Annotated in this window: 12 protein-coding genes and 1 pseudogene; 6 read left to right on the top strand and 7 right to left on the bottom strand. The window is 66.8% G+C overall.

Going from position 1 to position 14,665, the window contains the following annotated elements:
* Positions 1-111 precede the first annotated feature (111 nt).
* The 5 genes from G6N19_RS19200 to G6N19_RS19180 form a co-directional block, all read right to left on the bottom strand.
* Positions 112-570 (bottom strand): hemerythrin domain-containing protein, encoded by a 459-nt coding sequence (locus G6N19_RS19200; protein ID WP_013829123.1) that lies wholly within the window; start codon positions 568-570, stop codon positions 112-114.
* Positions 571-610: 40 nt separating this feature from the next.
* On the bottom strand, positions 611-1,093 hold the full coding sequence (locus tag G6N19_RS19195; protein WP_013829124.1) for a hemerythrin domain-containing protein: 483 nt from the start codon (positions 1,091-1,093) through the stop codon (positions 611-613).
* A gap of 17 nt (positions 1,094-1,110) precedes the next feature.
* A complete protein-coding gene (locus G6N19_RS19190; RefSeq protein ID WP_013829125.1) occupies positions 1,111-1,551 on the bottom strand; it encodes an OsmC family peroxiredoxin in 441 nt (146 codons plus the stop codon).
* A gap of 127 nt (positions 1,552-1,678) precedes the next feature.
* Positions 1,679-4,753 (bottom strand): MMPL/RND family transporter, encoded by a 3,075-nt coding sequence (locus tag G6N19_RS19185; protein ID WP_408632451.1) that lies wholly within the window; start codon positions 4,751-4,753, stop codon positions 1,679-1,681.
* A 75-nt stretch (positions 4,754-4,828) separates the two neighbouring features.
* Entirely contained in the window at positions 4,829-6,325 is a 1,497-nt protein-coding gene (locus tag G6N19_RS19180; protein WP_013829127.1) for a flavin-containing monooxygenase, read from the bottom strand.
* 232 nt (positions 6,326-6,557) lie between these two features.
* Between G6N19_RS19180 and G6N19_RS19175 the strand changes: the two genes are divergently transcribed.
* From G6N19_RS19175 to G6N19_RS19155, 5 genes are all read left to right on the top strand, one after another.
* The gene (locus G6N19_RS19175) at positions 6,558-7,643 is read left to right on the top strand and encodes an AurF N-oxygenase family protein (RefSeq protein WP_232062432.1); all 1,086 of its coding nucleotides are present in this window, start codon (positions 6,558-6,560) and stop codon (positions 7,641-7,643) included.
* A gap of 97 nt (positions 7,644-7,740) precedes the next feature.
* Positions 7,741-8,508: a phthiotriol/phenolphthiotriol dimycocerosates methyltransferase gene (locus G6N19_RS19170; protein WP_193466452.1), complete on the top strand. Its 768-nt coding sequence runs from the start codon at positions 7,741-7,743 to the stop codon at positions 8,506-8,508.
* Between the two features lie 174 nt (positions 8,509-8,682).
* Positions 8,683-10,041 carry a cytochrome P450 gene (locus G6N19_RS19165; protein WP_013829130.1) on the top strand — a complete coding sequence of 453 codons (1,359 nt, stop codon included), beginning with the start codon at positions 8,683-8,685 and terminating at the stop codon, positions 10,039-10,041.
* Positions 10,038-10,868, top strand: a complete 831-nt coding sequence (locus G6N19_RS19160; protein WP_013829131.1) for an SDR family NAD(P)-dependent oxidoreductase — start codon at positions 10,038-10,040, stop codon at positions 10,866-10,868. Before G6N19_RS19165 ends, G6N19_RS19160 begins: the two co-directional genes overlap by 4 nt.
* Positions 10,869-10,938: 70 nt before the next feature.
* A complete protein-coding gene (locus G6N19_RS19155; protein ID WP_013829132.1) occupies positions 10,939-11,751 on the top strand; it encodes a phthiotriol/phenolphthiotriol dimycocerosates methyltransferase in 813 nt (270 codons plus the stop codon).
* A gap of 16 nt (positions 11,752-11,767) precedes the next feature.
* Here G6N19_RS19155 and G6N19_RS19150 read toward each other — a convergent pair whose 3' ends face one another.
* Both G6N19_RS19150 and G6N19_RS19145 read right to left on the bottom strand, forming a co-directional pair.
* Positions 11,768-12,553: an alpha/beta hydrolase gene (locus G6N19_RS19150; protein ID WP_193466451.1), complete on the bottom strand. Its 786-nt coding sequence runs from the start codon at positions 12,551-12,553 to the stop codon at positions 11,768-11,770.
* 75 nt (positions 12,554-12,628) lie between these two features.
* Positions 12,629-13,432: pseudogene (locus tag G6N19_RS19145) on the bottom strand (SDR family NAD(P)-dependent oxidoreductase); the annotation flags it as partial.
* Between the two features lie 171 nt (positions 13,433-13,603).
* On the opposite strand from G6N19_RS19145, the gene G6N19_RS19140 reads away from it, so the two are divergent.
* Positions 13,604-14,650 (top strand): PE-PPE domain-containing protein, encoded by a 1,047-nt coding sequence (locus G6N19_RS19140; protein ID WP_083039270.1) that lies wholly within the window; start codon positions 13,604-13,606, stop codon positions 14,648-14,650.
* Positions 14,651-14,665: the final 15 nt, after the last annotated feature.

Below are 14,665 nucleotides of genomic sequence, written 5' to 3'. Positions count from 1 at the left end.
CGGATCATTGCCGATGAGCCGATTGTACGGAGCGCCGCCGATTCCCCGGACGCGGCCCGGCCCTCATGTCCGGTGCTGCGCCGGCCCTGCCGCCCGGATTCGTTCAAACCGTTAGCCTGCCTCCAGGCACTCCCAGCTGTCGGGCAGCAAGCCGGTCTCGATGAACTCGGTCACCGCTGCCGCCTGGTCGGGTTCCAGCCCGTTGTCGGCGGCACGGTAGATGACCTGCTCCTCCTTGGAGTTGTGCACCGCAAGCTGATCGAGCAGCAGCCGGGAGACCGCCATCAGCGCCGCGGTGTCGCCGTCGGGCAGCAGTCCGACCAGCGCGTCCATCGTGCGCCAGATCTCGCCGTGCTCGGTCATCATGACCGCAACCGGCATCGCCATGCCGGCCTGCCGGATCGGCGGGAACAGGATCCGCTCCTCGAGGTAGATGTGCTTGCGGAGCCCTTCCAGAGCCGCGCTCAGGCCGGCGGCGTCCACCCGGCCGTCGCGAAGGTCGATCAGGAAGGCTTCGAGACCGGCGTCGATCTGCTGGTGCTCGCGCTCCAGGGCGGCCGACACGGCCACGCGGGCTTTCTCTGGGGGCGTTGCGATCTCCTTACTACCTCTACGCAGCGGCCTTCGCACAAACCCAGCCGTCGGGCATCCGGCCGGATTCGAGGAAGTCGGCGACCTCGGCGGCCTGCTCCGGGGCCAGGCCGGTGTCGGCGGCCGGATAGATCACCGGTTCCTCCACCTTGTTGTGGTCGGCAAGTAGAGTCAACAGCCGTTGGCAGGCTTCCCGCAACTCATTGTGGTCGGCGGCATCGCCCGGTCCGGCCGCCAGATCCTCGAGTGCGTCCATGGTGCGCCAGATCTCACCGTGGCCGCGGATCATCCCGAACACCGACATCATCTGCGCACCCTTGCTGATCGGTGGGAACAGCAGCTGTTCCTCCAGGTAGATGTGGCGTCGCAGCACGGCCAGTGTGTCGCGCAGCGCGTCGGCGGCCACGCTGCCGGCAGCCAGCTTCGCCAGGAAGTCCGCGAGCCCGGCGTCGACTTCCTGGTGTTCACGTTCGAGTGCGACCGAAAGCGTTGCGGTGGACATGATTTCACCCACTCCCCTCAGGCAAGCTGCGCGTCGACGCTGACCTCGGCACCGGCGAACAGCCGCGACACCGGGCACAGCGCGGCGGCGGCGTCGACGATCTGGGCGAAGCCGGCGGCGTCCAGGCCGGCGACCTCGCCGCGAACGGTCAGCTTCGACGTGGTGATGGTGGGCAGCCCGTCGACCTCGGCGAGGGTGACCGTCGAGGTGACGTCGAGTCGCTGCGGCGGTGTGTCGTTCTCACCGAGCTTCAGCGACAACGCCATGGCGAAACACGAGGAATGGGCGGCGGCGGCCAATTCCTCCGGGCTGGTCTTTCCGCCCGGTTGCTCGGTGCGGGCGGCCCAGGTCACCGGCAGCCCGTCGAGCGCACCGCTGCTGCCGCTGCCCAGGGCGCCCGCCCCGGTTGCCAGCGGCCCTTCCCAGCTGGTCTGCACAGTCCGATCCGCAATGCTCATCCGCCGCCTCCTCTGCCGGTGCGGACACCGCCCGAACCGAGCCGGAACCCGCCTTATTTTTTACAATCAGGACTTGTCTAAATCTAGTCCATTGGCGGGGTGCTGGCCAGGGCGGATCAGCGGCGTTCTAGTGCTCGGTTTCGTCCTCCGGCGGTGGGGTGGCGGCCAGCACCTCGGTGGGCCGGTCCTCGGCCGGTTGTGCCGGTGGTGCCGACAGTTCCGGGAACGCGGTGGCCACCATGTCCTCGAACGTCCACTCGTGGGCGTCGGACGGGCCGGTCGTCGCCGCGGTGGCTTCCGCGGCCGGCGCGGCATGCGCTGCGACCGAGGCGGAATCGCCGGCCGCCGTTGCGGCCGCCCCGGCCATGACCGGCGCCACCGCACGCGGTGCGCGCGGCGGATGCTCCCGCACGTTCAGCGGCCACCAGAACCACCGGCCGAGCAGCGCCGCCATCGACGGCATCATGAACGAGCGGACGATCAGGGTGTCGAACAGCAGGCCGAGCCCGATCGTGGTGCCCACCTGGCCCACCACCCGCAGGTCACTGACCAGCATGGAGGCCATGGTGAACGCGAATACCAGTCCGGCGGCAGTGACCACCTTTCCGGTACCCCCCATCGTCCGGATGATGCCGGTCTTGATCCCGGCGCCGAGCTCCTCCTTGAATCGGGCGACCAGCAACAGGTTGTAGTCACAACCCACCGCCAGCAGGATGATCACCGACATCACCATCACCAGCCAGTGCAGGTGGATGCCGAAGATGTACTGCCAGACCAATACCGACAGCCCGACCGACGCCCCCAGCGACGCCAGCACCGTCCCGACGATCACCAGCGAGGCGATGAAGCTCCGCGTGATCAACAACATGATGATGAAAATGATTGCCAGCGCGGTGATCCCGGCTATCAACAGGTCATAGTCGGCGATTCCCTGCAAGTCGTTGAAGAGCGCGGCGGTACCGGCGACATAGACCTGGGCGGTCGACAACGGCGTCCCCTTGAGGGACTCGGTGGCGGCCTTCTTGATCAGGTTCACCCGGGCCATGCCTTCCGGGGTCGCCGGGTAACCGTCGTGGGTGATGAAGAACCGCGCGGCGTGACCGTCCGGCGACAGGAAGAGCTGGATCACCCGCTTGAAGTCGGGGTTGTCGAACGCCTCCCGAGGCAGATAAAAGGAGTCGTCGCTCTTCGCCGCATCGAAATCCTGGCCCATCGCGGCCGAATCCCCGCCGACCTCCTCGACCTGCGCCATCATCCCCGACATGGTGCTGTGCAGCGTCAGCATCATGGTCTGCAGGCTGCGCAGCGCAGCGATCTGCGCCGGCATCATCTCCAGCAGCTGCGGCGTCACCACATCGACATTGCTCATCACCGGCGCCAGCTCGTTGAGCTTGTCGGTGAGCTGGGTCGCGCCGTCCATCGACGCGTACGCCGACCGCAGTGACAGGCAGGTCGGGTCGCCACGACAATCCTGGGTGTCAACCGACTCGCGCAGCAACTTGGAATTCTCGTTGAAATCGGCCATGTGGCTGCGCATCTGCTGGGCCAGATCCATCGCCTCGTGCGAAACGCCGGTCGCTTCATGGGTATTGGTACCCAACTGCTGCATCAGCCCATACATCCGCTGCAGTGACGCGATGGTGCCCTCGAGATCGTCGGCCTGCTTGCGCATGTCGGCGACCCGGCTCTTCATGAAGTCCAGGTTCTGCATCTGACCGGCGCTTTGCATGCTGAGCAGGAACGGGATCGAGGTGTGCCCCAACGGCGTCCCCTCGGGCCGGGTCACCCCCTGCACCATGGCGACACCCTCGACCGCGAAGACACTCTTGGCCAGCTTGTTGAGCACCAGGAAGTCCGCCGAGTTGCGCATGTCGTGATCGGATTCGACCAGCAGCACCTCCGGCAGCAGGCGAGACTCCGGGAAGTGCCGCGACGCGGCGGCCCAGCCGAGGTTGGCCGGGGTGTCCTGGGGAATGAACGACGGGTCCTTATAGCTCACCTGGTAACCGGGCAGCGCCAGCAGTCCGATGAGTGCGACCGCGCTGGCGGCCACGAAGATCGGTCCGGGCCAGCGCACGATCGCCGTACCCACCTTGCGCCAGCCGCGATCCGACATCTTGCGCCGGGGTTCCAGCAAGCCGTAGCGACTGGCGACCGCGAGCACCGCGGGGACCAGGGTCAGCGCGATCGCCACCGCGACCAGCATGCCGACCGCGCACGGGATGCCCATCGTCTGAAAGACCGGCAACCGGGTGAAGCTCAGACAGAACGTGGCGCCCGCGATCGTCAAACCCGATGCCAGCACCACATGGGCGACCCCGCGATACGTGGTGAAATACGCCGTCTCGGGATCCTCGCCGGCATGCCGGGCCTCGTGATAGCGGCCGATGAAGAAGATGCCGTAGTCGGTACCCGCGGCGATCGCCAGCGTCACCAGGATGTTGATCGCGAATGTCGACAGCCCGATCAACCCGACATGGCCGAGGAACGCGACTATGCCGCGCGCGGCCGCCAGTTCGATCCCGACCACGGCCAGTAACAGCGCGACGGTGCTGAACGAGCGATACAGCAGCAACAGCATCAGCGAGATCACCGACACGGTGGCTATCAGGATCTTCAGCACCGCGCGGTCGCCGCTGGTGTTCATGTCGGTGACCATCGGCGCCGGGCCGGTGACGTAGGCGCGCACCCCCGGCGGGGCGGGCGTGCGGTTCACGATGTCGCGGACCACCTCGACGGAGTCGTTCGCCAGCGCCTCGCCCTGGTTGCCGGCGAGGTTCAGCTGCACCAGCGCGGCCTTACCGTCGGCGCTTTGGGCACCGCCCGCGGTGAGCGGGTCGCCCCAGAAGTCCTGGATGTGCTGGACGTGCGTGGTGTCCGCGTTGAGCTGGGCGATCAGCTCGTTGTAGTAACGGTGAGCGGCGTCGCCGAGGGGCTCGTCGCCCTCGATGACGATCATCGCCGCGCTGTCGGTGTCGGATTCGGCGAACACCTGCCCCAACCGCGCCATCGCCTGAATCGACGGTGCGTCCTTGGCGCTCAATGACACCGGATGGTCCTTGGCGACCTGCTCCAACTGCGGCACCGCGACGCTCACCAGCGCCGTGATGGCCACCCAGCCCAGGATTATCGGCCACGCGAACCTGCGGACGAACCCTGCCGCGGACGACCGGCCAAGGCCCAGGTGGTGTGTCTTCGTCACTTTCCAGGGCCCTCCCCAGACGATTTACCCCAAGCGATCACTTTAACCCCCAGTTCAGGACCGCGGCGAAGGAAACTACCCGATCAGGTAGTCCGACAGCGGGAAGTGGTCCTGCTCCTTCACCGCGCTGCGCACCGAGGTCGGCCGGAACAGCGGGGCCTCGCCGGTGTTGTGGTTGAACCAATAGGAGTTCGACGTCGCGCAGTTACCGCGATGGAACACCGAACTGTCGAGCAGCCCCATCATCCGCTCGTAGAACGCGGTGTTGGCCTCTTCAGTGACCTCGAAGGTACGCGCCTGGCGCCGCTGCAGCTCGCCGAACAACCGGTTCATGTGCCGCATCTGGTACTCGACGGTGTTGAACCAGGACAATCCCACCCAGGCGAACGGACTGGCCATGTGGATGAAGTTGGGGAACTGCGGCGCCGTCATGCCCTGGTAGGCCTGAAAACGCGTCTCCCGCCACCACTTGCCCAGGTTGCGCCCGCCGCGACCGACCACCTCGATGGCGGGCAGGTTGCCCTCCCACACGTCGTAACCGGTCGCCAGCACCAGGGTGTCGACGTCGCGCTTGGTGCCGTCGGCCGAAACGATGCCGCCCGGCTCGATCCGCTCGATACCGGCTGTCTCCAGGTGCACGTTCGGCTTGGTGAACGTCGGGTAGTAGTCGTTGGAGATCGACGGACGCTTGCAGCCGAAGTCGAAGTCGGGGCTCATCTTGCGGGCCAGCTCGCGGTCGCGCACCGACATCAGCCGATGCAGGGCGGACTGGGCCGCCATCGCCTTGTTGAGAAACTTGAAGCGCCGGTAGCGCCACATGGTCAAGACCATCATGAAGTCCGTGACGTTGTCGGTGATCCACCGCACGATGCGCTGGGTGAACGGCACCCGCGCGAACATCCGCTGGACGACCGGGGGGAACACCACGTCGGACTTGGGGGTCACCAGGATCGGGGTCCGTTGGTACACGGTCAGCTCGGCGACTTCTTTGGCCAGTTCGGGGATGACCTGGATCCCGGTGGAGCCGGTTCCGATGACCGCAGCACGACGTCCCGCCATCGGGTAGTCGTGATCCCAGGCGGCGGTGTGGATGATCTTCCCGGCGAACGTGTCGATGCCGGGGATGTCGGGGATCTTCGGCTGGCACAGAAAACCGGTGGCGACGATGAGGAACTGTGCCGTCAGGGTCTCGCCGCCGGCCAGCGCCACCCGCCACGTCTGGCTCTCCTCGTCCCACTGCGCGCCGTCGACGCACGCGTTGAAACGCATGTAGCGGCGGACGTCGTATTTGTCCGCGACATGCTCGGCGTAGGCCCGGACCTCGTTGCCCGGCGCGAAAAGCCGTGACCAGTACGGGTTGGGCTCGAACCAATAGGAGTAGGTGGTCGACGGCTGGTCGACGGACAGACCCGGGTAGTGGTTGACCCGCCACGTCCCGCCCAGGCCGTCCTCGCGGTCGAGGATCAGGATGTTGTCGTAACCCAGCCGGTTCAGTTGGATCGCCGCGCCGATGCCACCGAAGCCCGCACCCACGATGACGGCCTGGTAGTGCTGGTACTGCTGGGTCCCCATAAGGAGAACACGCTACCGCAACAGCATGACGCGGCGCTGTGCACGCAGGTCGCCTTGGCCTGCGGGCGATGCCGGTCGAAGGTAAAGTAACGGCCGCTGCGCGATCGCGAGATGGCGGCAATCACACCACAACACCGTGACTTGTCTTAGTAATTTGCCAGACTCGGCGGTAAGCTTCGGCCCAGCCGCGCAGTTTCAGCGCACGTCGCCAACGACGGGAGAATGTTCGCTCATGCCGATCTGGCTTGACATCGTCGGACTGGTGGGTGGTCTGTTGATCGCCGGGTTGGCATTCGTCCTCGGCGTGCGCGCCATGGCCCGCTACCGCCGCAACATGGACGTCACCGACGACACCCAGTACATGGCGACCCTGGCGAACCTCTCCGAAAGCTCGGTACGTCGCCGCTTCGATCCGTTCACCGACATCGAGTGGGACGCGCCGGAGTACGCGATCACGCCCGATGACCCGCGCTGGGTGCTGAAAGACGATCCGCTGGCACGTACCAGCTGGTATCGCAGCCAGCCACTGAGCAAGCAGATCGAGATCGGGATGTGGCGGCAGGCCAACATCGCCAAGGTCACCCTGCAGTTCGAGAGCATGCTGATCCGCGGCCTGGTGCAGTACGCGTCGCGGGTGCCCAACGGCTCTCCGGAACACCGCTACTGCCTGCACGAGTCGGTCGAAGAGTGCAACCACGTGCTGATGTTCCAGGAGCTGGTGAACCGCATCGGGTTCGACGTGCCCGGGATGCAGTGGTGGATGCGCTGGCTGTCTCCGCTGATGCCGCTGTACGCCGGACCGTTCCCGAATGTGTTCTTCTTCGGTGTGCTGGCAGGCGAGGTGCCGGTCGACGTGCTGCAGACCAACGCGCTTCGCGAGGCCGGCTCCGGGCATCCGGTCGTGGAGAAGGTGATGGCCATCCACATCGCCGAGGAGGCCCGGCATATCTCATTCGCCGACGCGTATCTGCGCAAACGCGTCCCGAAGGTGTGGCGGATCAACCGGCTGTGGATGTCGGTGTACGTGCCGTTCGTCATGCGATTGCTGGCCAAGCCGATGGTGCAGCCGCCGCGACGCTTCTTCCGGCAGTTCGAGGTGCCGCGTTCGGTGCGCAAGCAGCTGCAGGTCGGCTCGCCCGAGTCGCGCCAGACGCTGCGGGACACCTTCGCCGACATCCGGATGCTCTGCGGCGACATCGGGTTGATGACTCCCGCCGGACGACTGATGTGGCGGCTGTGCAAGATCGACGGTGCCCCGTCGCGTTACCGTGGCGAACCGCAGCGCACCCAGCTGGCTGCGCAAGTCACCGCGGTCTAAAGCACCCGCTGAGCTGTGACATACTTCCGGTATGGTTCGTTCTCCGTCTGAGACCCTGGAAAAAGTCGGCGCCGATCTGGTCTACCGGATCTCGGCGATGCCGATGTACAAGAAGGCCTTCAAGTACTGGTACCCGTTCATGACCAAGCGGATGGGGCACGACGACGTCGTCTTCCTCAACTGGGGCTACGAACAGGATCCGCCGCTGGGCCTGAAACTCGACGAGTCCGACGAGGAGAACCGGTACTCGATCCAGCTCTACCACCAGACCGCCACCCAGATCGACCTGGCCGGCAAGAAGGTGCTGGAAGTCAGCTCCGGCCACGGCGGCGGCGCATCCTTCCTGGCTCGCACGCTCAAGCCGGCCTCCTACACCGGCCTGGACTTCAACCCCGACGGCGTGGCCTTCTGCCAGCAGCGCCACCAGGTGCCGGGACTGGAGTTCGTGCAGGGTGACGCGCTGAACCTGCCGTTCCCGGACAATTCCTTCGATGCGGTGGTCAACGTCGAGGCCTCCCACATCTACCCCGACTTCGCGCAGTTCGTTCGCGAGGTGGGGCGGGTGCTGCGTCCCGGTGGGCACTTCCTGCACACCGACTTCCGCGCCAAGGAGGACATCGAGTCCTGGCAGCAGACGCTGGCCACGCCGCCGCTGCGACTGGTCAATGAGCGCGATATCAGCCGCGAGGTCGTCCGTGGCCTGGCGGCGAACTCGCCGCGCTCCAACGAGCTGATCAACGAGCGGATGCCGTTCTTCCTGCGCCGCTTCGCCCGGGAATTCGCGGTGGTCGAGGGTTCGCTGTTCTATCGCGACCTGGACCGCGGCGAGATCACCTACCGCATCTTCGACCTCGTCAAGGACTGAGAACCACCGAGGGCATTCGGATCGCCGGAGCGGGCCGGGACGCTGTCCCCCGCTCCGGTGCTTCTTTTCTGCGACCGGCGTCGCTTCGGCCGCCGGAAACCGGGTTAGGGTGACGGCTGTGCCCGATCGCGGGCCAATCGCGCTGAAAAATCTGACGATCGAGGGGCTTGCCAGATGGACCAGAGGGAACTGACGCGTCGGCTTCGCTTTCGCGCCAGCCTGCTCAGGATCGGCATCGACGGGCTGGTCGGGGTGGCCCGTGACCGGGCGACCGCCTATCGGTACGCGCTGACCGGCCGCGAGACCGCACCGCTGACTGATTTCGACCCGTTCGCTCCCGCGACGATGCGCGACCCCTACCCGGGATACCGCACGCTGCTGAGCGGTCCGGAGGTCTGGTACAGCCGCAAACGGGGCATCTGGATCATCCCGGGGTACGACGCGGTGCGCCAGGCATTGCGCGACGATGAGGCGTTGTCGTCGGCGCAGAGCCAGGCCCGCTTCCGGGTCCGGCTGCAGACAATGAACGCCCAAGACCCGCCGGTGCACACTCGGCTGCGGCGGTCGGTGTCGCGGGCGTTCACCCCGCGTGCGATGAAGGCGTGGGAGATCAACATCAATCGCGTCGCCGACGAACTCGTCGCCGCGATGATCGAACGCGGCCGCGTCGAGATCGTCGACGACCTGGCCAAGCCGCTGCCGAACCGGCTGATCACGATGATGCTGGCGATCCCGCAGGAAGACCGCCACCAGTTCCTGGAATGGGCCGACACCATCAACGAAGCGGCGTTCGCACCGCTGACCGCGCGCGGGATGGCGCTGAACATGCGCTCGAGCCAGGCCGTCATCGCGATGCACCGCAGCCTGGACCCGATGATCAAAGCGCGTCGCGCCGCACCCGGCGACGACCTGATCTCGATGCTGGCCGCGCCAAGCGGCGAGGACACCCTCTCCGACGACGAGGTGTTCTGGAGCGCATCGATGCTCGTCGGTGCCGGCAGCGAGACCACGACGAACCTGATCTCGGGCCTGTTTCTGACGCTGGCGCAGCGCCCGGACGTCTACACCCGGCTGCGCGAACACCCGGAGTTGATCCCCGCCGCGATCGAGGAGCAGCTGCGGTTGGTCTCCCCCGTGCAAGGGTTCTACCGGACCGCGACCCGCGACTACCGGGTCGGCGACCACACCATCCCGGCGGGTGCGCGGGTGCTGGTGCTGTACGCGGCCGGCAACCGCGATCCACGCCACTACCCCCACCCCGACACCTTCGACTTGGACCGCAATCCGACCGACCATCTCGCGTTCGGCGGCGGTGCGCACTACTGCCTGGGCACCCACCTGACCCGCATCGAGGTGAGCCGGGTGCTGACGCAGCTGATCCCCCACGTCAAGGAGATCCGGCTGGCCGGCGAGTACCGCTACCTGGTGAACGCGACAATGCGCGGCCTCGAGCACCTGCCCGTCGAGCTGGTGCCCGCCGAGGCCGGCGCCGCCGGGACCGCGACCGACCTGCGGTCCACCGGCAGCCGATGACGGCCCAGCAGGTTGCGCTGGTCACCGGGGCGACGAGCGGGATCGGCGAGGCGACCGCCGACCGGCTGCGGGCCGCCGGCTACCGCGTCATCGCCGTCGGCCGCAATCCCGAAGCGCTGCAACGCCTTGCGGCGAGGGGACTGGATGCCCGCACCCTCGATGTCACCGACGAGGCAGCGGCGCGGCGGCTCGTCGCGGAGATCGACGCCGACCATGGCGCGGTGAACGTCTTGGTCAACTGCGCGGGATTCCCGCTGACCAGTCCGCTTGAGCAACTGCCGTTGTCGGATCTGCGCAAGCTGTTTGAGACCAATGTCATTGCGGCACTCAACTTGTCACAAGCGGTACTGCCGGCCATGCGTGAGCGTGGGACCGGGGTCATCGTCAACATCGGCAGCACCGGTGGACGTTTCGCCAGTCCGGGTGCCGGCGGGTACCACGTGGTGAAGTACGCCATGGAGGCGTTGTCGCTGTCGCTGCGGGCCGAACTGGCGCCGTTCGGGGTGCGGGTGGTCCTGCTCGACCCGACGGTGGTGCATACCCCATTCGTCACCTCACAGCAGGAGGCGCAGCCTTCCTACGCCGCTGACGACCCCTACGGCGACTTCAAACGACGCTACGCCGAGAACACTCGCCAGCTGTCGGCGAAGCGCGGCGTGATGATCGGACCCGATGTCGTCGCCCGAGCCGTGGAGCGGGTGGTCCGGGCGAACAACCCGCGGCCCCGCTATATCGTCGGGCTCTCCGGCAAACTCACCGTGCTCGCCCGGGCGCTGCTGACCGACCGGATGTGGGATCGAATCCTGATGCGCGGACTGCGGGACTGAGCCATCGCGGGCCGCTGACCCCATCACTGGCCGCAAACCTCTTCCGTGACATACTCCCTCGGTGGCCACGATGAACCGCCTGATATTCAACCCGGTAACCCACCGCGTCATGACGAACCCGTTCGTCTACCACCTGCTGTTCACCTCGTTCGTGACCAAGCGGTTCGCCACCCAGACCAAGCTGCTCAGCGGTGACGACTGGCTGTTCCTGAACTACGGCTACGAGGAAGACCCGCCGATGGCGGTGCCACTGGAGGCGTCCGACGAACCCAACCGGTTCTTCATCCAGCAGTACCACCGCACCGCCGCGCAGGTGGACCTGGCCGACAAGAAGGTGCTCGAGGTCAGTTGCGGCCACGGCGGCGGCGCGTCGTATGTGGCGCGCACCTTCAAACCCGCCTCCTACACCGGCCTGGACCTCAACGAGACCGCCATCGAGTTCTGCCGGCAGCGCCACCGGCTGCCCGGGTTGGACTTCGTGCAGGGCGACGCCCAGAACCTGCCCTTCGACGACGGCTCGTTCGACGTGGTGTTCCAGGTCGAGGCGTCGCACCTGTACCCGCATCCGGCACGGTTCTTCGACGGCGCCGCACGGGTGCTGGCACCCGGCGGGCACTTCCTCTACACCGACTTCCGCCGGCGCAGCGAGCTGGCCCAGTGGGACGCCGAGCTGGCCAACACCGGACTGCGGCTGGTGACCCAGGAGGACATCAGCATGGCGGTGCTGCGCGGTAACGAACAGAACCTCGCCCGCAAGCAGGACATGATCGCCCACCACGGCAGCATGGCCCGCTTCGCCAGCGCCGCAACGGACTGGACGTTCAACGGCGCCCTGCGCAACGGCGAATTCGTCTACCGGCTGTACTGCTTCGCCAAGGACTGACCGTTCGGGACGGCGGCTACAGGCCGCGACCGCCGAGCCAGTCGTGGATGCGTTCGGCCACCGATTCCCAGCCCGGCTCGAGCATCATGTTGTGGCCCATGCCGGGAAAGAATTCCGCCTCGGTGCCGTAAGCGCGCGCCGTCGCCTGCACTTCTTTGCGGGTGTGCGCACCGTCCTGTTCGGCTCCGAGCACCAGCAGCGGCGCGGTGATCCGGGCCGGGCGGGGCAGATTGAGCATCAGGCAGTCGATGCTCACGCGGGCGCTGTCCTCCTGCAGTCGCGCCGCGCACTCGAGCACCTGATCTTCGGGGGTCTGATCGGAGAAGAACTTCTCCCGGGCCAGTTCCGGCGTATTGATGTAGCGCAGTGACTTGCCGGTGACGGCCATCTTGATCGCCTGCCAGGGGTGGCTCCGCAGCCAGCGCAGGCTGGACCCGTAGTTGCCCTGCGGGGGAATCGACGCCATCAGCACCCCGGCCGGTGCGCGACGGCCCTCGAGGTACTTCTGCACGATCAGCCCGCCCATCGAGTGGCCGATCACCACGGGCTCCGCCGGCAAACTGTCGGCCACCGACCTGACGTCCTCGACGTAGTCCTCGACGCTGCAGCGGCGCAGCGGCTTGTCGATCGCGCTGCCGCCGTGGCCACGAAAACTGACCGCCACCGCGCGATAACCCAGGTCGGCGAAGTATCCGAGGAAATTCTCGTCCCAGCACCAGGCCGCGTGCCAGGCGCCGTGGACGAACAGCAGCGGAGCAGGATGAGCTTCACTCACGCAGCCCTTGTCGATCACCTCAAGCATCACACTGCTCCCCCTGTCCGGTGATCGACCGTCCCGTGACGTCGATGAGATCCCGGTGTGCCCCTCACCCGCGCTGCGAGTCGACAGCGGAGTGCGCCGCGCCAGCAACGGTAGCAGCGGGCCGTGCGGCACGATCCGGTAGGCGGCCACCAGCAGCCGGTTCGCCCATCCGGGTGTCACCCGGCCCCTCCCCGCGGCCATGCCGTCGACCGCTGCGCGAGCGACGGTATCCACCGACTTCCACATGACCGCGGGCAAGACCTGCTTGCGTTCGCCCTCGCGGAACCCCGCGTCGATGTCCAATCGGGTGTCGACCGGCCCCGGGCACAGGGCGGTGGCGCTGACACCGGTACCTCGCAGCTCGCTGCGCAGACTCTCGGTGTAGGAGGCGACGAACGCTTTCGCGGCGCCGTAGCTCGCCTGACCGGGCAGCGGGCCGAAGCCGGCCACCGACGACACGTTCAGCACGGCCCCTCGGCCGCGCGCCACCATGCCCGGCACGAACCGGCAACACAGGTCGACGACGGCCGCCACGTCGACCTCGACCAGATTCAGTTGGCTCGCCGGCTCGGTGTTGGCGGCCAGTGCCACCACCGACAGGCCAGCGTTGTTGATCAGGATGTCCGCGACCAGGCCCAGGTCGGCGATCCGGCCCGCCAAGGCCGCGCGTTCGGTGCGGCAGGACAGGTCCGCCGGCAGCACATGCACGGGGTGTGGGCTCAGTTCGGCGGCGAGCGCGTGCAGCCGGTCGGCGCTACGCGCCACCACGATCAGCTGATGGCCACGCCGGGCCAGTTCGCGCGCCATCGCCGCACCGATCCCCGACGACGCGCCGGTGACGATGGCCGCGCGGTCGCGACCCGGTGCTGGTAGAGCCACCTGGCCACCCTATCGCCCGGCTTGTCGGCGGACTCCCCCGCCAAATCATTTGACGCTTGCGAAACTTTCTCCTACCTCGGCGGGCGCTGGGACGAGTTCCTGTGTACGCTGACGCGGACATGTGTGTGATGTAAATGGGGGACGTTGATGACACGCTCGAGAAATCGCTGGATGACGGTCGGATTGTTGGCGGGGGGCTGCGCCGGCCTATTGGGAATGACGTCGGCGGTCGGGGCCGGGGTGGCCCTCGGTGACGACACCGCGCTGATCATGGGCTCGGCATTTCAGCCGACGCCGAAGGATTCCTATATCGACCAGGTCATGGACTATTTCCTCAACCCGCAGAACCCATTTCCGGGACAGCCCACATTTCCTGGCTACAGCCCCGTCGGCGTGACCACACCGCAGACCGACTATGGCCCGGGCCTGACCCAGGGCGTCGCCGACATCGACAAGGCGATCTTGGAGCACCTGGCCAACGGCGACAATGTCACCGTCTGGGGATACTCGATGAGTGCCGCGGTGGCGACTCAGGAATTGGTGAATCTGCTGGCACTGCCCCCCGGAGAGCAGCCGGATCCAGATCACTTGAGCTTCGTGTTGCTGGAAAACCTCGGCACCCCCAACGGCGGGTTCTTCACTCGCTTCGAGGGCTCGGGCATGCCGATGACCCCTCCGGACGGGATCTACCACACCGACAGCTACACCATCGAGTACAGCGGGGCGACCGACTTCCCGAAGTACCCGCTGAACTTCCTCGCCCTGGCAAACGCGATGGCCGGTTACGTCTCCCTGCACCCGGCGCTGCTACCCGGGTGGCCGACGACGTTCGACCCGAGCTCGGTCGCCGACGCGGTGCAGCTGCCGACCTCGGAAGACGTCAACACCGACTACTTCCTCATCCCGACGCAGAACCTGCCGCTGCTCGACGGGATCCGTTGGGTTCCTTTCTTCGGGCCGGCGATGGCCGACCTGGTGCAGCCCGCCCTGCGGGTGCTGATCGACCTGGGATACGACCGCAGCGATCCCGCCGACGTCCTCACGCCGGTGTCGTGGAGCCTGCCCACGATCGACTGGGACACCGTGGCGCAGAACCTCGAGCTGGGCTTCGAGCAGGGGTGGACAGCCGCCCAGGTCCAACTGGGGATGCTGCCGGAGAGCGAGCTGCCCGACCTGTACCCCTACCTGCCCGACCTGTCAGGGCTCATCGGCGTTTAGCGCGTCCGGCCGGTC

The organism is Mycobacterium novum (assembly GCF_010726505.1).
GTDB lineage: Bacteria > Actinomycetota > Actinomycetes > Mycobacteriales > Mycobacteriaceae > Mycobacterium > Mycobacterium algericum.
This window is presented reverse-complemented; position numbering and strand designations above follow the sequence as displayed.